23 protein-coding genes and 4 tRNA genes are annotated in these 26,550 nt (G+C 65.4%); 12 read left to right on the forward strand and 15 right to left on the reverse strand.

The window, feature by feature from the left end:
* Window positions 1-157: 157 nt before the first annotated feature.
* The 4 genes from YH64_RS11075 to YH64_RS11090 are packed head-to-tail and all read left to right on the forward strand — an operon-like array spanning window position 158 to window position 6,675.
* Window positions 158-1,642, forward strand: coding sequence for an efflux transporter outer membrane subunit (locus YH64_RS11075; protein ID WP_046804141.1), 1,485 nt, complete (start codon window positions 158-160; stop codon window positions 1,640-1,642).
* Between the two features lie 16 nt (window positions 1,643-1,658).
* Complete coding sequence (locus YH64_RS11080) at window positions 1,659-2,726, forward strand: HlyD family secretion protein (RefSeq protein ID WP_046804142.1); 1,068 nt, start codon at window positions 1,659-1,661, stop codon at window positions 2,724-2,726.
* Window positions 2,726-5,545 (forward strand): ribosome-associated ATPase/putative transporter RbbA, encoded by a 2,820-nt coding sequence (rbbA, locus tag YH64_RS11085; RefSeq protein ID WP_185975365.1) that lies wholly within the window; start codon window positions 2,726-2,728, stop codon window positions 5,543-5,545. The genes YH64_RS11080 and rbbA overlap by 1 nt, the downstream gene beginning before the upstream one ends.
* A 2-nt stretch (window positions 5,546-5,547) precedes the next feature.
* Window positions 5,548-6,675 carry an ABC transporter permease gene (locus YH64_RS11090; RefSeq protein ID WP_046804143.1) on the forward strand — a complete coding sequence of 376 codons (1,128 nt, stop codon included), beginning with the start codon at window positions 5,548-5,550 and terminating at the stop codon, window positions 6,673-6,675.
* Between the two features lie 83 nt (window positions 6,676-6,758).
* On the opposite strand, the gene YH64_RS11095 is transcribed toward YH64_RS11090, so the two are convergent.
* From YH64_RS11095 to YH64_RS11115, 5 genes are read right to left on the reverse strand one after another with little or no spacing between them, the layout of a single operon-like run.
* On the reverse strand, window positions 6,759-8,414 hold the full coding sequence (locus YH64_RS11095; protein ID WP_046804144.1) for a class I adenylate-forming enzyme family protein: 1,656 nt from the start codon (window positions 8,412-8,414) through the stop codon (window positions 6,759-6,761).
* A gap of 10 nt (window positions 8,415-8,424) precedes the next feature.
* Window positions 8,425-9,159, reverse strand: a complete 735-nt coding sequence (locus YH64_RS11100) for a CoA-transferase subunit beta (RefSeq protein ID WP_046804145.1) — start codon at window positions 9,157-9,159, stop codon at window positions 8,425-8,427.
* On the reverse strand, window positions 9,152-9,985 hold the full coding sequence (locus tag YH64_RS11105; protein WP_046804146.1) for a CoA transferase subunit A: 834 nt from the start codon (window positions 9,983-9,985) through the stop codon (window positions 9,152-9,154). The genes YH64_RS11100 and YH64_RS11105 overlap by 8 nt, the downstream gene beginning before the upstream one ends.
* Window positions 9,986-10,017: 32 nt before the next feature.
* On the reverse strand, window positions 10,018-10,740 hold the full coding sequence (locus tag YH64_RS11110; RefSeq protein ID WP_046804147.1) for an enoyl-CoA hydratase/isomerase family protein: 723 nt from the start codon (window positions 10,738-10,740) through the stop codon (window positions 10,018-10,020).
* On the reverse strand, window positions 10,737-11,906 hold the full coding sequence (locus YH64_RS11115) for a CaiB/BaiF CoA-transferase family protein (protein WP_046804148.1): 1,170 nt from the start codon (window positions 11,904-11,906) through the stop codon (window positions 10,737-10,739). Before YH64_RS11115 ends, YH64_RS11110 begins: the two co-directional genes overlap by 4 nt.
* A 312-nt stretch (window positions 11,907-12,218) precedes the next feature.
* On the opposite strand from YH64_RS11115, the gene YH64_RS11120 reads away from it, so the two are divergent.
* Entirely contained in the window at window positions 12,219-13,184 is a 966-nt protein-coding gene (locus YH64_RS11120) for a tripartite tricarboxylate transporter substrate binding protein (protein ID WP_046804149.1), read from the forward strand.
* Window positions 13,181-14,896: an FAD/NAD(P)-binding protein gene (locus YH64_RS11125; protein ID WP_255444327.1), complete on the forward strand. Its 1,716-nt coding sequence runs from the start codon at window positions 13,181-13,183 to the stop codon at window positions 14,894-14,896. Before YH64_RS11120 ends, YH64_RS11125 begins: the two co-directional genes overlap by 4 nt.
* Here YH64_RS11125 and YH64_RS11130 read toward each other — a convergent pair.
* Together YH64_RS11130 and YH64_RS11135 are read right to left on the reverse strand one after the other, a co-directional pair.
* Window positions 14,796-15,560: an IclR family transcriptional regulator gene (locus tag YH64_RS11130; RefSeq protein ID WP_082134423.1), complete on the reverse strand. Its 765-nt coding sequence runs from the start codon at window positions 15,558-15,560 to the stop codon at window positions 14,796-14,798. The two genes, YH64_RS11125 and YH64_RS11130, sit on opposite strands and share 101 nt — an antisense overlap.
* Before the next feature lie 79 nt (window positions 15,561-15,639).
* Window positions 15,640-16,266 (reverse strand): cysteine dioxygenase, encoded by a 627-nt coding sequence (locus YH64_RS11135; RefSeq protein WP_046804151.1) that lies wholly within the window; start codon window positions 16,264-16,266, stop codon window positions 15,640-15,642.
* A gap of 212 nt (window positions 16,267-16,478) precedes the next feature.
* Here YH64_RS11135 and YH64_RS11140 point away from each other — a divergent pair, with 212 nt between their 5' ends.
* The 3 genes from YH64_RS11140 (at window position 16,479) to YH64_RS11150 (ending at window position 18,485) form a co-directional block, all read left to right on the forward strand.
* Entirely contained in the window at window positions 16,479-17,417 is a 939-nt protein-coding gene (locus tag YH64_RS11140) for an NAD-dependent deacylase (RefSeq protein ID WP_046804152.1), read from the forward strand.
* A 120-nt stretch (window positions 17,418-17,537) separates the two neighbouring features.
* The gene (locus YH64_RS11145) at window positions 17,538-18,137 is read left to right on the forward strand and encodes a helix-turn-helix domain-containing protein (protein ID WP_046804203.1); all 600 of its coding nucleotides are present in this window, start codon (window positions 17,538-17,540) and stop codon (window positions 18,135-18,137) included.
* Window positions 18,138-18,233: 96 nt separating this feature from the next.
* Window positions 18,234-18,485: a hypothetical protein gene (locus YH64_RS11150; protein ID WP_185975366.1), complete on the forward strand. Its 252-nt coding sequence runs from the start codon at window positions 18,234-18,236 to the stop codon at window positions 18,483-18,485.
* A gap of 60 nt (window positions 18,486-18,545) precedes the next feature.
* Here YH64_RS11150 and YH64_RS11155 read toward each other — a convergent pair whose 3' ends face one another.
* Complete coding sequence (locus YH64_RS11155) at window positions 18,546-19,430, reverse strand: LysR family transcriptional regulator (RefSeq protein ID WP_046804154.1); 885 nt, start codon at window positions 19,428-19,430, stop codon at window positions 18,546-18,548.
* A 145-nt stretch (window positions 19,431-19,575) separates the two neighbouring features.
* On the opposite strand from YH64_RS11155, the gene YH64_RS11160 reads away from it, so the two are divergent.
* The gene (locus tag YH64_RS11160; RefSeq protein WP_046804155.1) at window positions 19,576-20,172 is read left to right on the forward strand and encodes a short chain dehydrogenase; all 597 of its coding nucleotides are present in this window, start codon (window positions 19,576-19,578) and stop codon (window positions 20,170-20,172) included.
* A gap of 197 nt (window positions 20,173-20,369) precedes the next feature.
* Here the strand turns inward: YH64_RS11160 and YH64_RS11165 are convergent.
* Window positions 20,370-20,446: transfer RNA gene (locus tag YH64_RS11165), tRNA-Arg, on the reverse strand.
* A gap of 277 nt (window positions 20,447-20,723) precedes the next feature.
* Here YH64_RS11165 and YH64_RS11170 point away from each other — a divergent pair.
* On the forward strand, window positions 20,724-20,945 hold the full coding sequence (locus YH64_RS11170) for a DUF3079 domain-containing protein (RefSeq protein WP_046804156.1): 222 nt from the start codon (window positions 20,724-20,726) through the stop codon (window positions 20,943-20,945).
* A gap of 51 nt (window positions 20,946-20,996) precedes the next feature.
* On the opposite strand, the gene YH64_RS11175 is transcribed toward YH64_RS11170, so the two are convergent.
* Together YH64_RS11175 and YH64_RS11180 are read right to left on the reverse strand one after the other, a co-directional pair.
* A tRNA-Arg gene (locus YH64_RS11175) sits at window positions 20,997-21,073 on the reverse strand.
* Between the two features lie 182 nt (window positions 21,074-21,255).
* Window positions 21,256-21,332, reverse strand: a tRNA-Arg gene (locus tag YH64_RS11180).
* A gap of 184 nt (window positions 21,333-21,516) precedes the next feature.
* Here YH64_RS11180 and mnmH point away from each other — a divergent pair.
* A complete protein-coding gene (gene mnmH, locus YH64_RS11185) occupies window positions 21,517-22,575 on the forward strand; it encodes a tRNA 2-selenouridine(34) synthase MnmH (protein ID WP_046804204.1) in 1,059 nt (352 codons plus the stop codon).
* A 140-nt stretch (window positions 22,576-22,715) separates the two neighbouring features.
* Here mnmH and YH64_RS11190 read toward each other — a convergent pair.
* The 4 genes from YH64_RS11190 to YH64_RS11205 all read right to left on the reverse strand — a co-directional run bounded on the left by YH64_RS11190 (window position 22,716) and on the right by YH64_RS11205 (window position 26,537).
* Window positions 22,716-22,808: transfer RNA gene (locus YH64_RS11190), tRNA-Ser, on the reverse strand.
* 89 nt (window positions 22,809-22,897) lie between these two features.
* Window positions 22,898-24,163, reverse strand: coding sequence for an aspartate kinase (locus YH64_RS11195; RefSeq protein ID WP_104144234.1), 1,266 nt, complete (start codon window positions 24,161-24,163; stop codon window positions 22,898-22,900).
* Window positions 24,164-24,307: 144 nt separating this feature from the next.
* The gene (gene tilS, locus YH64_RS11200) at window positions 24,308-25,510 is read right to left on the reverse strand and encodes a tRNA lysidine(34) synthetase TilS (RefSeq protein WP_370512737.1); all 1,203 of its coding nucleotides are present in this window, start codon (window positions 25,508-25,510) and stop codon (window positions 24,308-24,310) included.
* A 61-nt stretch (window positions 25,511-25,571) separates the two neighbouring features.
* The gene (locus YH64_RS11205) at window positions 25,572-26,537 is read right to left on the reverse strand and encodes an acetyl-CoA carboxylase carboxyltransferase subunit alpha (RefSeq protein ID WP_046804158.1); all 966 of its coding nucleotides are present in this window, start codon (window positions 26,535-26,537) and stop codon (window positions 25,572-25,574) included.
* Window positions 26,538-26,550: the final 13 nt, after the last annotated feature.

Raw genomic sequence — 26,550 nt, forward strand, 5'->3', positions numbered from 1 at the left:
GCCGTCCTGCGGCCTTATTAAAAACCGACCAGTCAGTCGCTAGCTTGATGTCGATCAAGGATTCGCCGCTACGCGCCGGGCAAAATAGACTCCGTGAAGACGCCACGGTTACCGCCGTTGGACGTAAGGCTTCCATTGACGCGATGGAGAACGACACATGACTCGCCGTCCAGTTTCGGCATGGAACGCTGCCCGCCTGGCGCCGGCCGCCCTGGCCGTGCTGCTGGCGCAGGGTTGCGTGTCCATGGCCCCGCCCTACCAACGCCCCGCCCTGCCAGTGGCCGCCACCTGGGCCACCCCACCATCCAATGAACCGAATGCAGAGTTGAACGCCGCCCACGTGGGCTGGCGCAGCTATTTTTCGGACCCGGTTCTGCAAGGCCTGATCGACGAAGCGCTGGCCAACAACCGCGACCTGCGCCAGGCCCTGCTGCGCGTGGAAGAAGCGCGCGCGCTGTACGGCATCCAGCGGTCGGACCAGTTTCCGACCTTGGGCGTGCAGGCCACGGGCACCCGTTCGCGCACGCCGGCGGACCTGAACCTGACGGGTCGGCCCGTGGTGGCCAACCAGTACCAGGCCGGTGTCGGCATGGCCACCTGGGAGCTGGATTTCTGGGGTCGCGTGCGCAGCCTGAAAGACGCCGCGCTGGAAAACTACCTGGCGTCCGATGCCGCCGCGCGGGCCGTCACCTTGTCCCTGATTGCGCAGGTGGCGGACAGCTACCTGTCGCTACGTGAACTGGATGAACGGCTGGCGCTCACCCGCCAGACCATCGCCTCGCGCGAAGAATCCCTGCGCATCTTCCGCCGCCGCTACGAAGTCGGCGCCATCGCCAAGCTGGACCTGACCCAGGTGGAAACGCTGTGGCAGCAGGCCCGCGCGCTGGGCGCCGAACTGGAACAGGCGCGCGCCACGCAGGCGCACGCGCTGGAACTGCTGGTGGGCAAGCCGCTGAACCTGCCGCTGCCTCGCACCGGCCTGAACGATGCGGCCGTGATGCGCGACCTGCCCGCCGGGCTGCCGTCCGACCTCTTGACGCAGCGCCCCGACATTGTCGCGGCCGAACATCAGCTGCGGGCGGCCAACGCCAATATCGGCGCGGCGCGCGCCGCCTTCTTTCCCCGCATTACGTTGACCGGCGCCTTCGGCAGCGCCAGCGCCGAACTGAACGGCCTGTTCGGCGGCGGCAGTGGCGCCTGGACCTTTACGCCCAGCCTGGACCTGCCGATCTTTGACGCCGGCCGGCGCAGCGCCAACCTGGACCTGGCCGAGATACGCCGCGACCAGGCCGTCGCGAACTACGAACAAACCATCCAGAGCGCGTTCAGGGACGTGTCCGACGCGTTGGCCGCGCGCCGCTGGCTGGCCGAACAGGTGCAGGTGTTGCGCGCCACCGTGGCCGCGCAAAGCGAACGCGCCAGGCTCGCCAAGCTGCGCTACGACCATGGCGCGTCGCCCTACCTGGAAGTGCTGGACGCGCAGCGCGACCTGCTGGCCGCGCAGCAGGCGCTGGCGCAGACGCGCCGCGCCCTGCTATCGGCGCGCGTCGGCCTGTACGCCGCGCTGGGAGGCGGCACGCAGGCGGGCGTGTCGGCAGCCGGCCCTGACGGCGCGGCAACTCAAGCGCCCGCCCCGCAATAACAACAGGACAAAAACCATGAAGCTGCCCACCCGAAAACTGATACCCGTCGTGCTCGTGTTGGCCGTGGCCGTTGCCGCGTACACCGGCTGGCGCATGCTGGCCGACAACGGCCCGGGAGAAGGCTTCATCAGCGGCAACGGGCGTATCGAAGCCACGGAGATCGACGTCGCCACCAAGCTGGCCGGCCGCGTACAAGAGGTGCTGGTGGCCGAAGGAGACTTCGTCACCGCGGGCCAGGCGTTGGCGCGCATGCAGATCGATACGCTCAATGCCCAGCGCGAGGAAGCCCGTGCCCAGCATCAGCAAGCCATCAACAACGCCGCCAGCGCCAGCGCGCAGATCGCCCAGCGCGAAAGCGACAAGCTGGCCGCCGAAGCCGTGGTGGTGCAACGCGAAAGCGAGCTGGACGCGGCCCGCCGACGCTTGGCCCGATCGGAAACCTTGTCCAAGGAAGGCGCCTCGTCCATCCAGGAACTGGACGACGACCGGGCCCGCGTCCGCAGCGCCCAGGCGGCGGTGAATGCCGCGCGCGCGCAAGTGAACGCCGCCCAGGCTGCCATCCAGGCAGCGCGCGCGGCGCAGGTGGGCGCGCAGTCGGCAGTGAACGCGGCGCTGGCCACCATCGCGCGTATCGACGCCGACATCACCGACAGCGAACTGCGCGCGCCGCGCGCCGGCCGCGTCCAGTACCTGGTGGCCCAACCCGGCGAAGTACTGGGCGCTGGCGGCAAGGTGCTGAACATGGTGGACCTGGCCGACGTCTACATGACGTTCTTCCTGCCGGAGCGGGCGGCCGGCCGCGTGGCCTTGGGCCAGGACGTGCGCATCATTCTGGACGCCGCGCCGCAATACGTCATACCGGCCAAGGTATCGTTCGTGGCCAGCACCGCGCAGTTCACGCCTAAAACCGTGGAGACGGCCTCCGAGCGGCAAAAGCTGATGTTCCGCGTCAAGGCGCAGATCGATCCCAAACTGCTGCAACAGCATTTGCAGCAGGTCAAGACCGGCGTGCCCGGTGTTGCCTGGCTGAAGCTGGACGCTGATGCCGCGTGGCCCGCCAACCTGGAAGTCAAGGTGCCCTGATGGACACGCCCACGACGGCCCCCGCCGCCGAGCCCACCCGCGCGGTGGTCACGCTGGCGGACGTGAGCCTGCGCTACGGCAAGACCCTTGCACTGGACGCCATCACGCTGGACATTCCCGCCGGCCGCATGGTGGGCCTGATCGGCCCGGACGGCGTGGGCAAGTCCAGCCTGCTGGCGCTTATCGCCGGCTCGCGCGCCGTTCAGACCGGCACGGTGAACGTGCTGGGTGGCGACATGGCCAGCAAGCGTCATCGCGACGCCGTCTGCCCCCGCATCGCCTACATGCCACAGGGCCTGGGCAAGAACCTGTACCCAACGCTGTCGGTGGAAGAGAACCTGCAATTTTTTGCGCGCTTGTTCGGCCATGGCGAAGCCGAGCGCCGCCGCCGTATCGACAGCCTGACGCGCAGCACCGGCCTGGCCGCGTTCCTGTCGCGGCCGGCCGGCAAGCTGTCGGGCGGCATGAAGCAAAAGCTGGGCCTGTGCTGCGCGCTGATCCACGACCCCGACCTGCTGATCCTGGACGAACCGACGACCGGCGTCGACCCGCTGGCGCGCGCGCAGTTCTGGGACCTGATCAACGACATCCGCCGCGAACGCCGCGGCATGAGCGTCATCGTGGCAACCGCCTACATGGACGAGGCGCAGCGTTTTGACTGGCTTATCGCCATGGACGAAGGCCGCGTGCTGGCGACCGGCACGCCCGCCCAGCTGCAACAACGCACCGGCGCCGACTCGCTGGAGGCCGCCTTCATTGCCCTGTTGCCCGAAGCCAAGCGGCGCGGCCACAAGCCCGTGCAGATCACGCCACTGGCGCTGGACGACAACGCCCCCATCGCCATCGAGGCGCGCGACCTGACCATGCGCTTCGGCGATTTTGTGGCTGTGGACCATGTGAACTTTCGCATCCGCCAAGGCGAGATCTTTGGGTTCCTGGGATCGAACGGCTGCGGCAAATCCACCACCATGAAGATGCTGACGGGCCTGTTGCCGGCCAGCGAAGGCCAGGCCTGGCTGTTCGGCACCGAGGTCGACCCGCGCAACATCGATACGCGGCGCCGGGTCGGCTATATGTCGCAAGCGTTCTCGTTATACGGGGAACTGACCGTGCGCCAGAACCTGGTGCTGCACGCCCGGCTGTTCCATGTGCCCGAAGCCGATATCCCCGCCCGCGTGAACGAAATGGTGGCGCGCTTCGACCTGACCGACGTGCTGGATGCGTTGCCCGAGAAGCTGCCGATGGGCGTGCGCCAGCGCCTGTCTCTGGCGGTGGCCATGGTGCACAAACCCGAGCTGCTGATTCTGGACGAGCCGACCTCGGGCGTGGACCCCGTGGCCCGCGACAATTTCTGGCGCCTTCTGATTTCGCTGGCGCGCGAGGACCGGGTCACGATCTTTATTTCCACCCACTTCATGAACGAGGCCCAGCGCTGCGATCGGATGTCGCTGATGCACGCAGGCAAGGTGCTGGTCAGTGCCTCGCCCGCCGACATCATCCGGATGCGCGGCGCCAAGACGCTGGAAGAGGCCTTCATCGCCTATCTGATCGACGCCGGTGCGGGCACGCGGCCCGCCCCGCCAGCCACCCCGCCAGCCACCGACACACCGGCGCCCGCCGGCCCGGCGCAAGACATGAGTGCATCGCCGGAAAGCACCACCACGCATCCCCAAACGCGCCCTGCCACGCAGCGTGGCTTCAACCTGCAACGGATGATCAGCTACCTGTGGCGCGAGACGCTGGAACTGCGCCGCGACCCGGTGCGCGCCACACTGGCCCTGGCCGGCTCGCTGCTGCTGATGTTCGTCATCGGCTTTGGCATCAGCCTGGACGTGGAAGACCTGCGCTATGGCGTCATGGACCGCGACCAGACCAGCCTGAGCCAGAACTACGCCTTGAACCTGTCGGGCTCGCGCTACTTCATCGAGCAGCCGCCCATTGCCAGCTACCAGGACATGGATGCCCGCATGCGCAGCGGCGAGCTGTCCCTGGCCATCGAGATCCCGCAGGGCTTCGCCCGCGATGTCGAACGCGGGCGCAACGCGCAGATCGGCGTCTGGATCGATGGCGCCATGCCGCAACGCGCCGAGACCATACGGGGATACGTGCAGGGCATGCACCAGGGCTGGCTGCAACAACAGGCGCGCGAACGGCTGGGCAGCGCGGCCGCGCCGCAGATCAGCATCGAAACGCGCTTTCGCTACAACCCGGACGTGCGCAGCCTTCCGGCCATGGTGCCGGCCGTGATCCCGCTGTTGCTGCTGATGATGCCGGCCATGCTGACGGCGCTGGCCGTCGTGCGCGAGAAAGAACTGGGGTCGATCATCAACCTGTACGTCACGCCGGTCACACGGCTGGAGTTCCTGCTGGGCAAGCAGCTGCCTTACGTGGCGCTGGCGATGCTTAACTTTCTGCTCATGACGCTGCTGGCGGTAACCGTCTTCGGCGTGCCCATCACCGGCAGTTTCACGACCTTGCTGGCCGCCGCGCTGATCTACAACGTGGTGGCGACCGCCATCGGCTTGCTGGCCTCGACTTTCACGCGCAGCCAGATCGCGGCGCTGTTCTTCACCATGATCGGCACGCTGGTGCCGGCGGTGCAGTTTGCCGGGCTGCTCAATCCGGTGTCGTCGCTGGAAGGCATGGGCCGTTTGATCGGGCAGGTCTATCCGGCCACCCACATGCTGACCATCAGCCGTGGCGTGTTCAGCAAAGGGCTGGACTTTGCCAGCTTGCAGGGCTCGTTCTGGCCGCTGCTGCTGGCGATACCCGTGATCCTGGGCGCGTCGGTGCTGCTACTGAAAAAGCAGGAGGCCTGACCATGCCGCGACATGTCGCCAATATCTACCGGCTGGGCGTGAAAGAGCTGTGGAGCCTGGCGCGCGATCCCATGATGCTGGTGCTGATCTTCATCTCGTTCACCCTGATGATCTACACGGCGGCAACCGCGGTGCCGGAATCGCTGCACAACGCGGCCATCGCCGTGGTCGATGAAGACGTCTCGCCGCTGTCCTCGCGCATCACGTCGGCGTTCTATCCCCCGCATTTCACGCCGCCGCGGATGGTCACGGCGGCCCAGGCCGACGCCGGCATGGACGACGGGCGCTACACGTTTTCGGTGAACATCCCGCCAAATTTCCAGCGCGACGTACTGGCCGGCAAGCCCGCGCAGATCCAGCTGAACGTGGATGCCACGCGGATGAGCCAGGCCTTCACCGGCAGCAACTACATCCAGCAGATCGTCAGCGACGAAATCAACGAATTTGTCAGGCGCTACCGCAAGCCCACCGAACTGCCGGTAGAGCTGGCGGTGCGGATGCGCTTTAACCCCAACCTGACGCAAGCCTGGTTCGGCAGCCTGATGGAGATCATCAACAACGTCACGATGCTGTCCATCATCCTGACCGGCGCGGCCCTCATCCGCGAGCGCGAACATGGCACGATCGAACACCTGCTGGTCATGCCGGTGACGCCGACGGAAATCATGGTGGCCAAAGTCTGGTCCATGGGGCTGGTGGTGCTGGTGGCCGCCGGCCTGTCGCTGACGTTTGTGGTGCGGGGGCTGCTGCACGTACCGATCGAAGGGTCCGTGGCGCTGTTCCTGACGGGCGTGGCGCTGCACCTGTTTGCCACCACATCCATGGGCATCTTCATGGCGACGCTGGCGCGTAGCATGCCGCAGTTCGGGATGCTGCTGGTGCTGGTGCTGCTGCCGTTGCAGATGCTGTCGGGCGGCACAACGCCGCGCGAAAGCATGCCGCAGTTGGTTCAGGACATCATGCTGGCCGCACCCACCACGCATTTCGTGGAGCTGGGCCAGGCCATCCTGTATCGCGGCGCGGGGCTAAGCGTGGTCTGGCAGCCCTTTCTGGCGTTGGCGCTGATCGGCAGTGTGTTGTTTGCCTTTTCGTTGAAGCGCTTTCGCAAGACGCTCAGCCAGATGGCGTGACGCCTTGCGCCCCGGGATCTTGCGGGCAGCCCGGTGGATGCGCCACTGGGCCGCTTGGGGTCAACGTGCTTGCAGCAGAGGGATCACGCGTGCTCGGGCTTGCGTGACACCATGCCGGCCAGCGCCTTGCGGTCGACCTTGCCCACGGCGTTTTCCGGCAGCCGCTCGACCCAGAACACGTCGCGCGGCACGTAGATCCGCCCCAGCCGAGACTGCACTTCCGCTTGCAGCGCGGCGGCTTCCTGCGCGCCCGCCGTGGCATCGGCCTGGGGTTGCGCGAAGATCACCGGCACTTCGCCCAGGTCATCGTCCGGCGCGCCCACGACGCAGCACGCGGCAACAAAGGGCAGCCCCGTCACCACGCCTTCAATCAAGGCGGGCGAAATATTCTCGCCGCCACGAATGATGACGTCTTTGATGCGGCCCGTGATGCTGAGGTAGCCGGCGTCGTCGAAGCGCCCCAGGTCGCCCGTGCGCAACAGCGCCTGCGCGCCATCGTTGCCGTTGTCCACGCCCAGGTAGCCCAGCATCAGGCTGTCGCCCGCGATGCAGATTTCGCCTTCGCCGCCGGGCGCGGCTTCGGCGCCGTCCGGCAATCGCAGCGTGACGCTTTGGCCGGCCAGCACGGTGCCCACCGAGCCCACGCGGCGGGCGTCGGGCGGGTTCATCGTGGACGTGCAGGTGGCCTCTGACAGCCCGTAGGACACCACCAGCGGGCAGCCCAGGAATGCTTCGATGCGCCGATGCAGCGCTTCGGTGATCGGCGCCGATCCGCAGCGCGCAAAGCGCAGGCCGGCCAGGCTGGCGGCATCGAACTCCAGTTCCAGCATGCGCGCGTACATCGTGGGCACGCCCGTGATGATCGTGGGCCGGAACGTGCCCAGCAAGCCCGGCATGTCGTCGGCGCGAAAGCGGCCGGCCAACGCCACGCTGGCGCCCGCCAGCAACGGCGCGAAGATCTGGTTGTTCAAGGCGTTGGTGTGATGCAGCGGCATCACGTGCAGCAAGCGGTCGTCAGGCGTCAGGCCGGTATGCGCCAACACGCCGCGCGCATTGTTGGCCAAGCCCCGATGGCTGAGCAACACGCCCTTGGGGTTGCCGGTGCTGCCGGAGGTGAACAGCAACAGGCCGGGTGCATCGGGCAAGATCTGGTCGGCGCATCCGAGCGCCGGCGCGTAGTCCGGACGCGCGGGATGTGCCGGGCGCGCCAGATCGGCCACAGTTGCCGGGTCCGCCACGTCCGCCACAGTTGCCCCGCCCGCCACGTTCGCCATGTTCGCCATGTTCGCCATGTTCGCCACGTCGGCCACGCTCGCCACGTCGGCCACGCTTGCCACGCTTGCCGCCTCCAGCACCCGCGCCGGAGCCAGGCCGCTGGCCGCCGCCGTCGCGGCATTGGGCTTGTCGTGCAGCAGCCAGGTCAGGCCCACCGCCGCGACGCGGCGCGCCGTTTCCTCGGCCGACAAGCGGGGTTCCAACGGGCAGGGGCATGCCCCCGCCGCCATCACGCCCAGTAGGGTCAACACCTGCTCCAGCGACCGCTCCATGGCGATGGCGACATAGCTGCCCGGCGCCACGCCCGCCGCGCGGATGCCATCCGCGATGCGCGCCACGCGCTGGTGCAGGTCGGCATACGTCACCGTCGTGTCGGCCGTGACGATGGCGGTGCGCGATGCCCACTCCGGCTGGCGCCAGGCACGCGCAAACGCCGCGACCAGCGTCGGTTCGGCAAGAGTCATGGCGGCCTCCCTAGCGCAGCGCAACGGCGGCGTCGCGTTCAAATTGGCCGTCGGCGTCCAGTTCGCGCAGCGCGCGAGCCTCTTGCTCGGTCGGCGGTTCAGTCGGCGCCGCGCCGGTCGCATCGAACTCAAAGCCGGTGCGCTCGCGCACTTCCGACAGGCTGGATTCCGGATGCCAGGATTGCAGCGCCAAGCGCCCGTCGCGCTTGATGAACACCGCGATGGGTGTCACCACCCCATGAAAGCCGCCCCACGATGTCATGAAGTCCAGCTTGGGCACGAAGGTGCGCCGCGAATGCTCCGTGCGCCAGGTGCAGGCGCGCCTGGCCGTGGGCAGCATCACCGCGCCCCCGCCGCCGCCGGGCAAGCGCACCTTGGGCGCGTGCCAGTCGCCGATGCAGGAGTTATTGGCGCAGCCCGCGCCGTCAATCTGGGCCGCGCCCAGAAAGGTCAGGTCCATGCGGCCGCGCGTGCACAGGTCGTAGAAATCTTCGTTCGAGAAGATCGACGCGGTGTGTTCGGCCAACACCGGGTCGGAACTTGAAATGGGAATGTGCGAGGGGCGCGGGTTCACGCCGCCCGCCACGTTGATGTAGACGAAGTCCCAGTCATAGGCGCGCTTGGCCAGCAGGCACGCCAGCATCGGCATGGTGGAATTGACGCCGCTGAAGGTGATTTCATCTGGCCGGATGAAGCGCGCCAGGTTCGTCACGATGTAGGAAAAGCCCGACCACTGTTCAGCCATGATTGCCCCCTTGTGCTTCGGGCGCGGCGGCCAGATGCGCTTGTAGATCGCTGTTCTTGTCCATGTAGGCTTCCACCGCCGGATAGTCGATGGCGTAGTCGGGCCAGCACGACCCGGGCCACGCACTGCCCGGTGCCACGGCGTAGGCCTGCACCATGAAGTACGGCACCAGCGTGGATTCGGGTTGCGCTTCGAACACGGCGCTGTCGACCCGCTTTTCCGCCACCACCAGCACGCTGCCCGCCGCGCGCGACATGATGCGGTCCCAATGCGCGGTGCCGTGCACGCGCACATTGCCCAGCGCGTCCACCTCGGACGCCTGGATCACCGCGAAGTCGGGGCGAATCGCCGGCACCACATACGTTTTCTGATCGCTGCCATAAGGGTCGTCCAGGCAGGCCCAGCCGTTCAGTTCCGGCAGGCCGCTGCCATGCAGGCCGCCGCAGGGTTGAAACGGCACGCCGAACGCCGCCGCCCGCAAGCCCGCCGTGAGGCTGGCGCAAGCGTGTTCTTCCAGTTCGATCTGGCGCTGTTCCACCGCGCGCCGATACCAGGGCGCCAGGCCGAAATTGCCTTCCATGGCGACGATGCCCGCGCGCACGCGGCGCAGCACGCCGGCGCGGCACAAAATGTCCACGTCATACCCGGGCGATTGCTTGACCAGTTCCAGGTCGCGCTTGCCTTGCCGGATCAGTTCGCGCACGAACGCGAACGGGCCGCGATGCAGAAAGCTGCCGCCCAGCGCGATCGACGCGCCATCGGGCACCAGCGCGGCCAGCTCGGCCACCGTGCACTGCTTGTTCTTTTGGTTGAATCCCGAAGCCATCGTCTTCCTCTCCCTTGCAGGTTCCTGTGCCCTTAGCGCGCTTGCAGGTAAGCCGCCACGCGGTCCTTCAAGCCGGGCGCCGCCGCCGAACGCACCAGGCGCGCCAGGTCGGCGTCGGGCGTTTCCTGGGACAGCGCGGCATACAGCTGAATGCGACTGGCGTCGGTCAGCGCGACCGCCGTTTCCGCCGCCTGCTGTTCAATGTCGGCCCATTCCTGGGCAACGGCCAGGCGCGTCGCAAAGCCATCGCGCAGCGCTTCTTCGGCGTTGAACGTGGCCGCCTGTTCCAACACGGTGCGGGCGCGTTCGGCGCCCACCAGCGCGGCAAAGCGGCGCGTGCCCAGCACCAGTCCGAACTTCAGGCCCGGCATACGGAAGGTGGCGTCGGGCGCGCTGATGCGCCACTTGCACGCGCCGAACAGGTCCACGCCCGCGCCAAAGTTGCGGCCGTGCGCCAGCGCCACCGTCAGGCACGGTGACGCGGCCAGGCGTTGCAGCAAGGTCTCGATGCGCACGAAGCGCAGCAGCAGGTCGCCTTCGCTTTGCGTCTGCCAGTCGCCAAAGTCAAAGCCGGCGCTGAAGTTCTTGCCTTCGCCCTTGATCACGATCAGCTTGGCGCCCTGCGCCTCGGCCTCGTCCAGCGCGGCGATCAGCGCGTCCACCAGCTCGGCGGACAACGCATTCATTTTTTCAGCGCGCGTCAGCGTCAGCACATGGCGCGCGCCCTGCTTGTCGATACGCAACACGCCGCTCATGCCGGCACCCCTTTCCTGGCCGCACGCAACGCGCCCAGCACTTCGTCGTTGTGCTCGCCCAGCGCGGGCGGACGCAGGCGCAGCGCCGTGGTCTGACCATCAAAGCGCACGGGCAGGCCGAAGGTTCGCGTCTGCACGCCGTTGGGCAATTCCACGGGCTGCACCCAGCCCATGTGTTCCACCTGCGGGTCGGCCAGCACTTCGGAATAGGTGTTGATGGGCGCGCACGGCACGCCCGCCGCGCGAAAGCGCGTCAACCAGGTCTGTGCGTCTTCGGTGGCGAAGATGGCCTCCAGGATTTCGCGCAGGTCCGTCTGGTGGCGGGCGCGCGCGCTGGTGTCGGTAAAGCGCGGGTCGGCCAGCAGGTCGTCGCGGCCCACGGTGGCGCATACGCTTTTCCACAAGGCCTGGTTGCCGGCCGCCATGCCGAAGTAACCGCCCTTGCAACGAAACGCCTGATACGGTGCGTTGCGCGGATGGGCCGAGCCCAGCTTCACGGGGTCTTTACCGCTGCCGAAAAATTCCGACGTCTGCAACGCGGCGATGCCCAGCGTGGCGCCCAGCATCGGCACATCGATATGCGTGCCCTGCCCGCTGGCCTGCGCCGCGCGCAACGCCGACGCAATCGCAAACGCGCCGTACAGCCCGGCCGAAAAGTCGGCTACCGGCACGCCGCATTTCACGGGTTCGCCGCCGGCTTCGCCCGTCACACTCATGATGCCGCTCATGGCCTGGATGGTCAGGTCGAACCCCCCTTCTTGCGAGCGCGGCCCCGATTGGCCGTAGGCCGAGATCGAGCAATACACCAGCTTGGGATTAGCCTTGCGCAACTGCGCATAACCCAGCACCAGGCGGTCCATCACGCCGGGCCGGTTGTTTTCGATCAGCACGTCAACGGTTTGCGCCAGTTCGCGCGCCAGTGCCAGGTCGGCGGGGTCTTTCAGGTTCAGCGTCACCGACTTTTTATTGCGGTTCAGCGACGCGAAGTTCTCGCTATAGCCGTTGGAAATGGGCGGCCAGCTGCGCAGCGTGTCGCCGCCCTCCGGGTTTTCAACCTTGATGACGTCGGCGCCCATATCCGCCAACAACATGCCGCAGAAGGGTCCCGCCGCGACGTTGCAAATTTCAAGCACGGTGATGCCGGCCAGTGCCGAACTGGGTGTCATGTCTGACCTCTCATTATGAAAATTCAATATTTGGGATGCAAAAAATAATATAAGAGCGCGGCTTTCGTCGATGGCATCATGCCTGTCGCCCGATACCAAGCGCCAGGTTTCCGCATGTTTCCTAGTGCAATCCCTAGGTGCTGCGCTTAATTGTTGACCAGCATATCACCGTGTGGAATTCTACGTAAACCATCTTTTGGAATACGAGTCCTATATTTTAGGATTTATAAAAACGAGTCGCAGCGGTGCCGGGCACGGTCGACACGGGCCGGTACACGTCTGACGGTTTGATCACACCAAGGAGAGACATTCATGAAGCAGACATGGCGCATTGCCCTGGCGGGCGCGGTACTTGCCCTGGCGGCCGCCCCGGCCCCAGCCCAGACCTGGCCGGCCAAACCGGTACGCATGGTCGTGCCCTTTCCGCCGGGCGGCGCCACCGATGCCGCGGCCCGCATCTATGCGCAGCACCTGGGAGACTTCCTGGGACAAGGCGTGGTGGTTGAAAACAAGGCGGGCGCGGGCGGTGAGATCGGCGCGGAATACGTCGCCAAGTCCGCCCCCGATGGCTACACGCTGCTGATGGGCGCGGTGGGCAGCCACGCCATCCACGCGGCCATGCCCGACAAGCCAGGCTACGACTTCGCCACCGCCTTCGTCGGCGTTTCCATGGCCACCAGCATGCCGATGGCCGTTGCCGTCAACAGCAAGGTGCCCGCCAACAACGTGCAGGAGCTGATCGCGCTGGCCAAGAGCAAGCCGGGCACCATCACGTTTGGCTCGGCCGGCCCCGGCACCTCTCAGCACATGGCGGGCGAGCTGTTCCAGGTGGTGACGGGCACGCGCTTGATGCATGTGCCGTATCGCGGCAGCGGCCCTGCCATTACCGATTTGCTGGGCGGCCAGATCGACATGGTTATCGAAACCCTGCCCGCCCTGCTGCCCCAGGTGGCCAGCGGCAAGATCCGTCTGCTGGGCGTGACCACCGCCAAGCGCGCCACCGCGCTGCCCGACCTGCCCACGTTGATGGAACAAGGCGTAAAGGATTATTCCGTGGCAACCGCCTACGCCTTGCTGGCGCCCGCCGGCACGCCGCCCGACGTGGTGGACAAGCTGTCGGCCGGCATGCAGAAAGCCGCCGCGATGCCTTCGGTGCAGCAGGCCGCGTTGAAGCTGGGCGCGGATGCGGTAGCCACTTCGCCCGCCGACACCAGCCGTGTGCTGAAGCAGGAGGTGGCGCGCTGGGGCGACGTGGTGCGCATGTCGGCCGCCAAATGAGCGACGCTCACGTGAAGCCGGGCACGGCCCAGATGGGCCTGGGCGGTGATACGCGGTTGCCGGTCGACGTCGCCATCGTGGGCGGCGGCTCGGTCGCCGTTAGCTTCCTGTATCAGTTGCTGTTGTCATGGCAAGCGCAAGGCGTGCCGTGCCCGCTGGCGGCGTCGCGATCCGTATCGCTGACCGTGTCGCTATTCGAACCGCAAGCGGAGCCCGGCCCCGGCGGCGCCTATCAGGAAGACCTGCCCAGCAATCTGTTGAACATCCCCGCAGGCAATATGTCGGCGCGGGCGGATCATCGCCTGGACTTTGTCGAGTGGCTGCGCGCGCAGGACCCCGCCTGGTTGCGTGGATATGGCGTGACCGATATTCAGCCCTCCGACTTTCTTCCCCGCCCGCTGTTCGGCGCCTATCTGCGCGCGGTCTACGCGCGCTGTCGGGACCTTGCGCATGCACTGGGCATCGCGCTGGCTCATGTACCCTGCCGCGTGCGGCGCGTGTTGCCGCTGGCGGACGGCACGGTGTACGTCGAGCCCGACGGCGCGCCCCCGTGCGTGGCCCGTTATGCCGTCCTGTGCAATGGCAACTTGCCGTCGCAAGCCTTCCCCGCGCTTCGCGACGCGCCGGGCTATTTCAACAGCCCCTACCCCGTCGCTGATCTGGCGGCCCGGATCGCACCCGATGCGTCCGTCTGCATCGTCGGCACCAGCCTCAGCGCGGTGGACGCGGTGGCGGCCTTGCAGCAAGCAGGCCATCGCGGCCCGCTGTTGTGCGTGTCGCGCAATGGCCGGTTGCCGTCGGTGCGCAGCCCGCACAACCAGCCCCCGACGGCGCTGCGCCACCTTAGCCGTGAAGGCGCCGTGGCGCTTGCCATGCGGCACGGCGGCGCCTTATCGCTAGAGGTCATTGCGCAGGCTTTGCAAGATGAAGTGCGGGCCATGGGCGGCGCGTTGGACGCCGACGAGATCTTCGGCCTGGCCACCGACGCGGCGCGCGCCCTGGACGACGAGATACGCCGGTCGTCGCAAGCCGCGCGCCCCTGGCAGGCCGTGGCCGCCGCCACCAATGCAGCGGTGGACGAAATCTGGCGCCTGCTGCCCGACACGGAACGCCACCGCTTTCAATCGCGCTGGCGTGCGCTGTGGATGGCACGCCGCGCCACCTTCCCCATGCGCAACGCCTTGAAGCTGCAAGCGCTGTTCAAGACAGGTCAGTTGCAAGTGCGCGCGGGCTTCGTGGACAGCCGCCATGACGCAGGCACCGGTCAGTTCCATACCCGGCTAAGCATGCCAGACGGCAACGCCGAGCATCGCAGCGACGCCCTCATCAACGCCACCAGTTTTTCGGTGGACGTGGCGCGCACCGACGATGCGCTGGTGGCCGGCTTGATACGCGACGGCCACGCGGTGTCGGACCCGTTTGGCGGACTGGCGCTGGACTTCGACACGGGCTGCGTCAGGAACGCGCAGGGTGCGGTGTGGGAACAGGTGTCGGTATTGGGCAGCCTTGCCGGCGGCACGTATTTCTGGACCACGTCCATGGATGTGAATGCGCGGCTGGCGCGCGACCAGGCCATGCGCATCGCCGCGGCGCTGTCGCCGCGCACGGATGCTATTGATTCAGATAGCCTCGCCGGTAGCCCATCCCTTGCGAAATGGACTGCGCACAGGCCGACACATCCGGCGCCAGCTGCTTCATCCTGGCCGCGCTAAGGCGGTCAAGCGGGCCGGAGATGCCCACCGCCGCCACCGCCTGGTCCAGGCTGTTGAACAGCGTCACGGCCAGGCCGCCCACGCCCTCGCGCCATTCGCCGCGGTTCACGGCATATCCGGCGCGCGCGATCTTGCGCAGTTCGTCTTTCAGCAGGGGCATGGAAACAATGGTCGACGGCGTGTGGCGCACCAGTTGTTCGGCATAGCGCTCGACATAGCCTTCGGGCTGATAGGCCAGCAGCGCCTTGCCGGTGGCCACCGCATAGGCGGGCGCGCGGCCGCCCACCATGGAATACGCGCGTATCGGTTGCGGGCTGTCGATCTTGTCCACGTAGACCACATCGAATCCGTCCAGCACCGACAAATGCACCGTCTCGCCCGTCTGGTCCGCCAGCGTGCGCATGAACGGCGCGGCCAGCTTGCGTACGTCCAGTTGGGCAAGCTGCCGCGCGGCCAATTCAAACAGGCGCACCGCGCCACGGTAGCCACCGCCGTCATCGTCCTTGATGACGTAGCCGGCGTGGATCAACGTTTGCAGCGTGCGATGCGTGTTGCTGCGCGTGAGCCCGACCCGCGCGGCCAGGGCGTCGATGGTGCGCGGCGGGTTGTCCACGTCGGTCACCGCTTCCAATACCATCAGGCCCTTGAGCAGCGTCTTGTCCATCTTTGTATTTCCTAATATTTAGGACGCGAACATAGCACGGGCAGCGGCCGCCGGACAACGTGCGTCACACGCGCCACGCTCAGGCTTTCAACCCCGGGATGGTGGCGCGCACGGCGGCAGACCGGTCCCAAAGGTTCGGCAGGTTGGCCGAGGAATAGCCGGACACGAAAGGCTTGGGCTGCCCCGTCTGAGGATCGTAGACATGGCGCGACACCGCGCCGATGTTGCCGCCGTACAGGTGCACGCTGATCGACACCTGGTCCGCGAAGGCGTTCGACACGCGGTGGATGTCGCCCTGGGCGGGGTCCAGCCGTTCGATGTCGCCGGGCCGCAGGGTGGTGGGTTCGCCGGCGGTTTCGATGCTGCCGTCTGCGTGGCGCACGTAGCGTTGGTTGATTTCAGCGCCTCGCAGCATGCCCACATAGCCCCACACTTCATGGTCGTGCACGGGCGTGGACTGGCCCGGGCCCCACACAAAGCTGACCAGCGAAAAACGTTCCAAGGGGTCGCAGTGCAGCAGATATTGCTGGTAATACTGCGGATGCGGGGCGGTACAGGCCTCGGGCAGCCAGTCATCGTGGCGCACCAGATCGGCAAACGCCTCTTGCAGGGCGGGCGTTTGCGCCAGGGAGTCTGCGCCGGCCAGGCGGGTGGCAGTGGCGATAAAGTGGCGAAGCCGGTCCAGACCGGCGGCGGATTCGGGCATTGCGGGTCTCCAGTGCGGGAGGGGAAATCCCAGATGAGAAAAGCAGTATCCATCATTCGGGATGCTTGCGCACGCGCACATTACGGGTACACATTACGGGTGCACATCGCCGGGGCACATCGCGGGTGCCCATCACGGGTGCCCATCACAGCGCGAGCTTGACAGGCAGGCGCCCCCGCGCGCAGCGTATCGAACTGTCCTGAAGGTTTGAAATGAAAAATACGCATCACGATATTCCGCCTGCCCTGATCGAGGCATTGCGCAACGCGCAGCGCGTCGTTGTATTCACGGGGGCCGGCGTGTCGGCGGAAAGCGGCATCGCGACGTTTCGCGATGCGTTGACAGGATTGTGGTCGCGCTTTGACGCGCAGGCGCTTGCCACGCCGCAAGCGTTTCGCGAGCATCCTGACATCGTGTGGGGCTGGTACGAGTGGCGCCGGGCGCAAGTGCTGCGCGCCGCGCCAAACGCCGCGCACTACGCCATCGCCGCGCTGCAACGCCACGTGCCCGCGCTGACGATCATCACCCAGAACGTGGACGATCTGCACGAGCGCGCGGGGGCCACCAAAGTGGTGCATCTGCACGGCAGCCTGCACGCCCCACGCTGCTCGGCATGCGGCGCGCCACACGTTGTCGACGACGGCCCGGCAACGGTTAGCTCGGAAATCGAAACGCACGCCGAGGCCCATGCTGAGACCCATGCTGAGACCCATGCTGAGACCCGCGCTGGCAGCAATGCCGACACCTACGCCGACACCCAAGCCGACACCCACGCCGCCAGCAACGCCGACGAAGGCCGCCGCATTCCGCCGCCCGCCTGCACACAGTGCGGCGCCCCCGTGCGGCCCGGCGTGGTGTGGTTTGGCGAGAGCTTGCCGTCGGACGCCTGGAGCACGGCGTTGCACGCCGCGCAGCAATGCGACCTGCTGTTCAGTATCGGCACGTCGGCGCTGGTGTATCCCGCCGCCGAACTGCCGCAGCGCGCACTGGCCGCCGGCGCCACGGTCGTGCAGGTCAATCCCAACGCCACACCGCTGGACGCGCATGCGCACTGCAATCTGCATGGCGCCGCCGCCGACATCATGCCGCGCGTGCTGGCGGCCGCCTTCGATCAACGCGATGAAGGGTTAAAGGGCGATCAGGCACCGTGAACATTTGTGAAGATCTTTACGTTGAAGATCGAGTAGAAACGAACTAGCCACAACAGCCGAGGGGAAACCCCAAATCTCACCGTTTTGCCACCGGGCTACAGTGGCAAAGTGGCTTTGACCGTGGAGATCATCATCCCATTTTCCTGGAGACTTCCCGACGTATTCGTGCGTTCATCCGACGGCGCATTGCATCGTGTGGTGCGCCACGCCACGACCACGGAAACCATTGCCAAACTTGAGAGCGTTCCCAGCAATTACCACCTGGATTGCGAGTGCATGCTCGATAACGGCGAGGCAATCTCCTGGATCGGCAATGATCAGTATCGGCAAATCAACGGCGGCGCTATATTCACCGCAGAACCCGATGTCACAACGCCTCGTGGCGAACCCCGCAAAAGCGGCGCCACCAAACGCAATGTGCTCGACCCCAGCCCGGCAGGCCCGCACCACAGACTGGCCGTCGGACACAACCCCCTACCACTAGCTGTCGTCAACTTAAAAACCGGCAACGATTGGAGTCTGATACGCGCGTGGCGCGAGCACCTCAATATCACTACCGCTGATATGGCTGCCCGCCTTGGCGTTGATCATTCCATATACATTGAACTGGAACGGCCACGGCCACGCCCACGGCAGATAGTGCTGGACCGCATCTCCGAGGCGCTGGGCGTGTCACCCGACCAGCTTGATGATTCTTTGTTTGGAGGCCGCCTTCGGTAGTGCCGCAAACGCGCCACACGCGCACGCGTCGCTACACGCAGAAGCGTCCACAAGGCTTTGCCGCCGCAACACCGACGGCCCCTGGAGGTACTGAGTATGCTCGGCACCGCAAGACGATTGACCGATGTGCTTGTCACATCTCCCGACGGCACCCTGTATCGCATCGAACGCTTCGTTGCGGACCTGGAGGCATATTCCGCGCTGGGTACCTCGCGCTTCGATCCCAAGACGCACTGCATCTGCCGCACAAGTTCCGGCGAGCAGGTCACGTGGCTGGGGGGCCAGGCGTATCGGATGATCAAGAACGGTATTTCGTTGACCGCGGTGGACCGGCGACGAGGCCGGTAAGAGGCCGGTAAGAGGCCGGCAAAACGCTGACAACAGGCGCCTTGCCTTGGGCGCCGGCCACTATCGTGTGTAGCGTTCGACCAGAAAGTCCACAAAGGTGGTCAGCTTGGGCAGCGCCTGCCTGTCCTTCTGGTACAGCAGCGTAATGGGCCGCGCGGCGGGCCAATACGGTTGCAGGATCGGCACTAGCCGGCCGGCGTGCATATCCTCACGCAGCAACAGCTCGGGCTGCAACACCACGCCAAAGCCCGCCAGCGCGGCTTGACGCAGCGCCTGCCCGTTGTTCGACACGAAGCGGCCGGTGGGGTAGCCGGCCTGGCTGCCGTCGTCCCCCGACAGCTGCCAGCCCGTGCGGCGGCTCCAGTACGAAAAATCCAGGCATTGATGCTGCATCAGATCGTCTGGCGTGGCGGGCGTGCCATAGCGTTCAAGGTACGCGGGCGCGGCGCAGATCACCATTTGGTAGCGGCCGATTGTGCGCGCGATCAATCCAGAATCGGCCGGCTCGCCGATACGTACCGCCACGTCGTAGCGGGCGGCCACAATGTCTTCCACCATGTCGCTGAGCACCAGCTCGACGCTCACGTCGGGATAGACGGACAGATAGTCGGCAATGGCCGGCGTCAACGCCAGCGAACCGAAGGTCACCGTGGACGTAATGCGCAGATGCCCACGCGGCGTCAGCCGCAAGGCCTCGGCGCCCTGCTCCGCGTCGCGGATGTCTTCCAGAATGGTCTTGCTGCGCGCGTAATAGGCTTGGCCCGCTTCGGTCAGGCTTTGTCGGCGCGTGGTGCGGTTCAACAGGCGCAGGCCCAATCGCGATTCCAGCGCCTTGACGTGCTTGGCCGCCATGGCCGCCGACATCTCGTGCCGCGCCGCCGCCGCGGTCAGGCTGCCCAACTCAACGACCGCCACGAAGACTTCCATGCTGAGCAAGCGATCCATGAATTACGCACCCGGAGTGTGAAGTGTTTGCACCATGTGCGGATTTTTCCACGGATAGCGAAAAGCGAGAATGCCTCTATGCACTGGCGCGGCGCCAGCGCTTCGCAAATGCTAACCAAACAACGGGCACGGCCCGGAGGCTTCCATGAAATTAATCCTGATCGGCGCAACCGGCACCATCGGCCGCGCGGTTGCCGAAGAACTCGGCCAACGCCACGACATCATCGCCGTGGGCAACACCAGCGGCCAGTACCAAGTGGACATCACGCGCAGCGACAGCATCCGCAACCTGTTCGAACGCGTGGGCAAGGTCGACGCCATTGTCTCGACCACCGGCGCGATGCACTTCGGCCCGCTGGCCGAGATGACGGCCGAACAGTTCAAGATCGGGCTGCACAACAAGCTGCTGGGCCAGGTGGACGTGGCGCTGATCGGGCAACACTACTTGAACGCGGGCGGGTCCATCACGCTGACCAGCGGGATCGTCAGTGACGAACCGATCCGGTATGGCGCGAACGCATCGGCGGTGAACTCCGCCATCGACGGCTTCGTGCGCGGCGCGGCGGTAGAGCTGCAAGGTTTGCGGATCAACGCGGTCAGCCCGACGGTGTTGCAGGAATCCATGCAGGCCTACGGGCCGTATTTTCCGGGCTTTGAAGCGGCGCCCGCATCGCGGGTGGCCCTGGCCTATCGCCGCAGCGTGGAAGGCGCGCAGACGGGCCGGGTGATACGGGTATGGTGATGCGGGTCTGACGATACGGGTCTGACGATACGGGTCTGACGATACGGGTCTGACGGTCCGCCCCGGACAAAACAAAAGCGGCTTGATGGATGACCATCAAGCCGCTTCGTTTTCTTGCAAGGCCTACGCGCTGTTGCGCTTTGGCGGAACCGCGATTGCGTTGCTTATCGCATTGCCATCACGTGTTCGATATAAGTTGGTGCGCCCGGCAGGATTCGAACCTACGACCCCCTGGTTCGTAGCCAGGTACTCTATCCAGCTGAGCTACGGGCGCCCCGAAAGAGGCGTGTTTATAACATGGAAAAACCACATCGTGCAAATCGGTGCGGGAAAATGCACTGGGTAGCGGGCACGGCTGCGCCCTTGTCGGCTTCATCCCCTTTGCTTCATCACGTTTGCTTCATCACGTTTGCTTCATGCCCTGGGCTTCATCATCGTTTGCTTCAAGTCAAGGAACGCGGTGCGGGCCGCGCAGTACGCTGAAATTTCAGCTGCCCGCCACGGCAGGCCGCGAGCATCTGCGCGACAGCGATTCCCTGATGAGGCACAGCATGGCCAAGAAATTTCCGATGCATCCCAAGCGCCCCGAACGGGTCTGCTGGGGCTGCGATCAATACTGCGCATCCGACGCCATGAAATGCGGCAACGGTTCCGACCGCACGATGCACCCGGCTGAACTGCTGGGCGACGATTGGGCAAGCGTTGGGAACTGGGGCTTTGAAGACGAAAGCAAAGAAGCGTCCGCGCAAAACAAAAAGGCCTTCGATCAATGATCAAAGGCCTTTTCATTTTCTTTGTTCGGCGTTTCAGTGTGACGTGAAACTTGGTGCGCCCGGCAGGATTCGAACCTACGACCCCCTGGTTCGTAGCCAGGTACTCTATCCAGCTGAGCTACGGGCGCTCCGACAAAGAGGCAAAATTATATCAGAACAATTTCACCATTTTTACTGCTTTTGCTTTTTTTTTCTAAGTTTTTTTGAGTTTTTTTTTGAAGTTTTTTTCGCAAGTTCTTTTGCCGAATTTCGCGAAACGAATCCGCTACGTTCTACAAACCACCCTACAAAAAAACCACTCTAGAAAACTTGGTGCGCCCGGCAGGATTCGAACCTACGACCCCCTGGTTCGTAGCCAGGTACTCTATCCAGCTGAGCTACGGGCGCGTCAAAAAGCAAGCCTTGAATAATAGCGTTGTTTCAGAAAACGTGCAAGTCGGGGCGTTGGAATATCGCATGGCGGCGCGGGTCGGATACGGCAGCCATTGCCATCGCAATCGTGAACCCACGCCGCCAGAAAGCACTATCCTAGTGGCCGCTTCCATTGCCCCCTTATCTCTTGGCCGTCATCGTGAAACACCTGCTGGTAAGTCTGGACAAGCTGCACGACTTCGATGAAATCATCGACGTACGCTCGCCGCTTGAATACGCCGACGATCACATCCCGGGCGCTATCAACGCGCCCGTGCTCAGTAATGAAGAACGCGTACAGGTCGGCACGCTGTACCGCCAGGCGTCGCCGTTCGAAGCGTCTCGACTGGGCGCCGCGCTGGTCGCCCGCAACATCGCCCAGCATCTGGAAACGCGCTTCGCCGACCGGCCGCAAGGCTGGCGCCCGCTGATCTATTGCTGGCGCGGCGGCAAGCGGTCCGGCTCCATGACGCTGATGTTCAACATGATAGGCTGGCGCGCGCGGCAGCTGGACGGCGGCTACAAAAGCTATCGCAGCGCCACGCTGCAAGCGCTGGCGACCTTGCCTGCGGCCTTGCACTGCGTGGTGCTGGTCGGCCCCACCGGCAGCGGCAAGACGCGCTTGCTGAACGCGCTGGCGCAAGCCGGCGCGCAGACGCTGGACCTGGAACAACTGGCCTCGCACCGGGGCTCGTTGCTGGGCGCCCTGCCCGGCGTGGCGCAGCCTTCGCAAAAGCACTTCGACACGCTGCTTGCCGCACGCCTTCGCGCGCTGGACGCATCACAACCCGTGTTCGTTGAAGCCGAGAGCCGCAAGATAGGCGCCGTCGAGTTGCCGCCCGCCTTGCTGCAAGCCATGCATGAAGGCGTATGCGTCAACGTGGCATCCACGCGCGAAGACCGCGCCGCGTTCCTTCAACAGGACTACGCGCAGCTATTCGAAAACCCGGAATGGTTGAAAGCCCAGCTGCAACGCATGCTGGGCCTGCATAGCCGCGAAGTGATCCAGGGCTGGCAGCAGATGGTGGACGACGGCCGCCGCATCGATCTGGCGCGCGAGCTCATCGACCGCCATTACGACCCCGCCTACGCCCGCAGCAGCCACGCGCAATACCAGGGCCTGTCGCAAGCGTTGCCGATGCCGTTCAGGCCGAACGATGCGGATGTCGTGGAGCAGGCGCACGGTTTGCTATCCGCGCTGGAATGCAAAACGCGCTGATGAAAAAACGCTGATGAAAAAAGCGCCGACGACCAATACCCCCACGAACGACACGCGCCAATGAAAAAAACCCGCAATCGATTTCGCGATTGCGGGTTTTTTAATTCAGCGCTGGTTGTTTAGGACCAGCGCCGAAGATCTGGCGGAGACGGTGGGATTCGAACCCACGATGCAGTTTTTAGCCACATACTCCCTTAGCAGGGGAGCCCCTTCAGCCTCTCGGGCACGTCTCCGAAAAGAGAACGAGATTCTAGCACGAATTTTTTGGTGCTTGCCCGCCAACGGGGCCATCAATCAAAAAAAACGTGCCGATCCGCTGCCTTTATTCCTTGGCGGCGGGTGCCTGGTCCAGGCCAAAGGCCTTGTGCAGCGCGCGCACGCCCAATTCCATGTACTTGTCGTCGATGATGACCGACGTCTTGATTTCGCTGGTGCTGATCATCTGGATGTTGATGCCTTCTTGCGAAAGCGTCTGGAACATCAGGCTGGCCACGCCCACGTGCGAACGCATGCCGATGCCGACGATGGAGACCTTGGCGACCTTCTCGTCGGTGGACAGTTCACGCGCGCCCACGGCGGGGATGACTTCGCGCTTGAGCAGGTCGACGGCACGCGCGAATTCGTTGCGATTCACGGTGAACGAGAAGTCGGTCGTGCCAGCCACGGACTGGTTCTGCACGATCATGTCGACATCGATGTTGGCGGCGGCGACCGGGCCCAGGATGGAGAAAGCGATACCCGGTTTGTCGGGCACCGCCAGCAAGGTGATTTTGGCTTCGTCGCGGCTGAAGGCGATGCCGGAGACAACGGCGGCTTCCATTTTTTCGTCTTCCTCAAAAGTAATCAGCGTGCCCGAGACCATTTCTTCGTCGAGCGGAATGAGCGGGTCGGTCAGCGAGGACAGGACCCGGACCGGAACACGGTATTTGCCGGCGAATTCCACCGAGCGGATTTGCAGCACCTTGGAGCCCAGCGAGGCCATTTCCAGCATTTCCTCGAAGGAAACGACGGCCATACGGCGCGCTTCGGGCACCACGCGCGGATCGGTCGTGTAGACGCCGTCCACGTCGGTGTAGATCAGGCATTCGTCGGCCTTGATGGCGGCGGCCACGGCCACGGCCGAGGTATCCGAACCACCACGGCCCAGCGTCGTGATGTGGCCTTCGGGGTCGATGCCCTGGAAGCCGGTCACGATCACCACGCGGCCTGCGTCGAGGTCGCCGCGGATGCGGGCGTCGTCGATCGAGCTGATGCGCGCCTTGGTGAAGGACGAATCCGTGCGCACGGGCACTTGCCAACCCGCATAACTGCGCGCCGGCACGCCTTCGGCCTGCAACGCAATGGCCAGCAAACCGCTGCTGGCCTGCTCGCCGGTGGCGGCGATCATATCGAGTTCGCGGCTATCGGGCTGCGGCGAAATTTCGCGCGCCAGACCCAGCAGGCGATTCGTTTCGCCCGCCATTGCCGACGGCACTACAACAACCTGGTGGCCGGCGGCGTGCCACTTCGCGACGCGACGCGCCACGTTCCGAATGCGCTCGACCGAGCCCATCGAAGTACCGCCATATTTATGAACGATCAGGGACATCTCGTACTCTGGCTGGAAACCCGCCGCAAAGTGGTGACGGGCAAAACCATATATTCTAGCGCGGCGGTAAAAATTTGCTCAGTTTGAGGAAATTTATGTTCATTGCGCGGCTATTTTTCGTGGATTCTTTCCTGAAACCGGGATTTATTCCTGCGCTTCGATCCACACGCGCCCGCGATGGCAGCGCACGACATGGCCGGGTTGCCGCACCCGCAGTTGCCGGTCATGCCCCAGGCTGTGCAGTTCACGTAGCTGGCGCAGCAGGTCGCGCAGGCGCGCGTCCGTGGGCATGCGCGCACCGTTTTGTTGCAACCAGAAGCGCAGCACCTGCGACTGGCGCGGCGGGGACAATTCGCGCCACGCCTTCAGTGAAAAGCTGGCGCCGTCGGGGCCGGGGTCCAGACGGGCAAAATCTTCGCGCGCGACTTCATCCAGGATCTGCGCCGCTTCGGCCATGTGCGTGGCATGCCGCGCCACGATGGCACGCCAGCCGGGCCAGCGCTTGTCCAGCACGGGCGCCAGCAGTTCGCGCACGGCGGCGCGGGTGTAGCGGGGATCGGCGTTGGTGGGGTCTTGTACGGGTTGCCAGCCGCACGCTTGCCGCACGGCGTCGGCGGCCAGCAGGATCGTCGCGCGGTCCTGCGCAAGCCAGGGGCGCACATAGGCGATGCCGTCGCGTTGCGAGACCGGCGACATCGCGGCCATGCCCAGCAGGCCGGTGCCGCGCAGCAGCCGCAGCAAAACGGTTTCCGCCTGATCGTTGCGGTGATGCGCCAGCAATACGTGAGTCGCGCCTTCTGCCTGTGCCAACCGCGCCAGCGCGGCATAGCGGGCATCGCGCGCGGCGGCCTCGATGCCCTTGCCCGCCGCTTGCTCGACCTGCACGCGCGCTTCCTGCACCGGCAGGCCCAGCAATGCGCCCAGCGCATGGACTTGCCTGCCCCATTCATCGGCCGCGTCCTGCAAGCCGTGATGCACGTGCAATAGCGACAGGCCGATGCCAAGATCATGCGCAACGGCCGCCGCGTGCACGGCGAGCATGGCCGAGTCGGCGCCCCCGCTCAACGCGACAGCAAGCCGTGCGGGACGGGCGGGCAGCGCGTGCAAGGCGTCTCGCAACGCCACGGTCAGCGCGGGCGATGTCGGCAGCACAACCGTTGACGCCGGTCGCCCTGCGGCCGACACCGACGCCTTGGCCGGCAACACCGTCTGCCCGGCTGTCGACACCGAAGACGCAGCGGATGGCACCGCCCCCTTTTCCGTCGACGCCGACGGCGCTGCGGACGCGCAATGCGACACGCCCGACTCGGCCTGGTCGGGCGTGTCGGGCGTGGGGTGCGCATTCATGATTTGGAGCGCGGGCAGCGCGGCCGTGGCGCCGGCGTACCAGCCGGCGCCTTCGCCGGGGCTACGCGCGCACTTCCGTATAAGCGCCGTAGGACAGCAGGCGTTGCACACGCTGCTCTACGAGCTGTTCGGGCGTCATACCTTGCAGTTGGCGCAGGGCGTCGGCCAGTGCGCGGCGCAGCAAGCGCGCCATGACGCGCGGGTCGCGATGGGCGCCGCCCACGGGTTCGTTGACGACGCGGTCAACCAGACCCAGGTCTTTCAGGCGCGGCGCGATGATGGCCAGCGCTTCGGCGGCATCGGGCGCCTTGTCGGCGCTGCGCCACAGGATCGACGCGCAGCCTTCGGGCGAAATCACGGCGTAGGTGGCGTATTGCAGCATCAGCACGGCATTGCCCACGGCAATGGCCAGCGCGCCGCCGGAACCGCCTTCGCCGATGATCGTGCAGATCACGGGCACTTTCAGTTCGGCCATGGCGTACAGGTTGTGGCCGATGGCTTCGGACTGGCCGCGTTCTTCGGCGCCGATGCCCGGGTATGCGCCGGGGGTGTCCACGAAGGTGAACACGGGAACGCCGAACTTTTCAGCCAGGCGCATCAGGCGCAGGGCCTTGCGATAGCCTTCCGGACGCGGCATGCCGAAGTTGCGGGCGGCGCGTTCTTTGGTGTCGCGGCCCTTTTGATGGCCGATGACCATGCAGGGCGTGCCATTGAAGCGCGCCAGGCCGCCGATGATGGACTGGTCGTCGGCGTACATGCGGTCGCCGTGCAGTTCATGGAAGTCGGTGAACATTTCGCGCACGTAGTCCAGCGTGTAGGGACGCTGGGGGTGGCGGGCGACAAGGGCCGTCTGCCACGGCGTGAGCTTGGCGTAGATCTCCTTGGCCAAGGTCTGGCTTTTTTGCTGAAGACGCCCGATCTCGTCGGAGATGTCTACCGCAGAATCGGCCTGCACATAGCGCAGCTGCTCGATCTTGTTTTCAAGTTCGGCCAGCGGCTGTTCAAATTCCAGAAATGTATTGCGCATGTAGTGTGGTTCC

The organism is Achromobacter sp. LC458 (assembly GCF_001005835.2).
GTDB lineage: Bacteria > Pseudomonadota > Gammaproteobacteria > Burkholderiales > Burkholderiaceae_B > Achromobacter > Achromobacter spanius_B.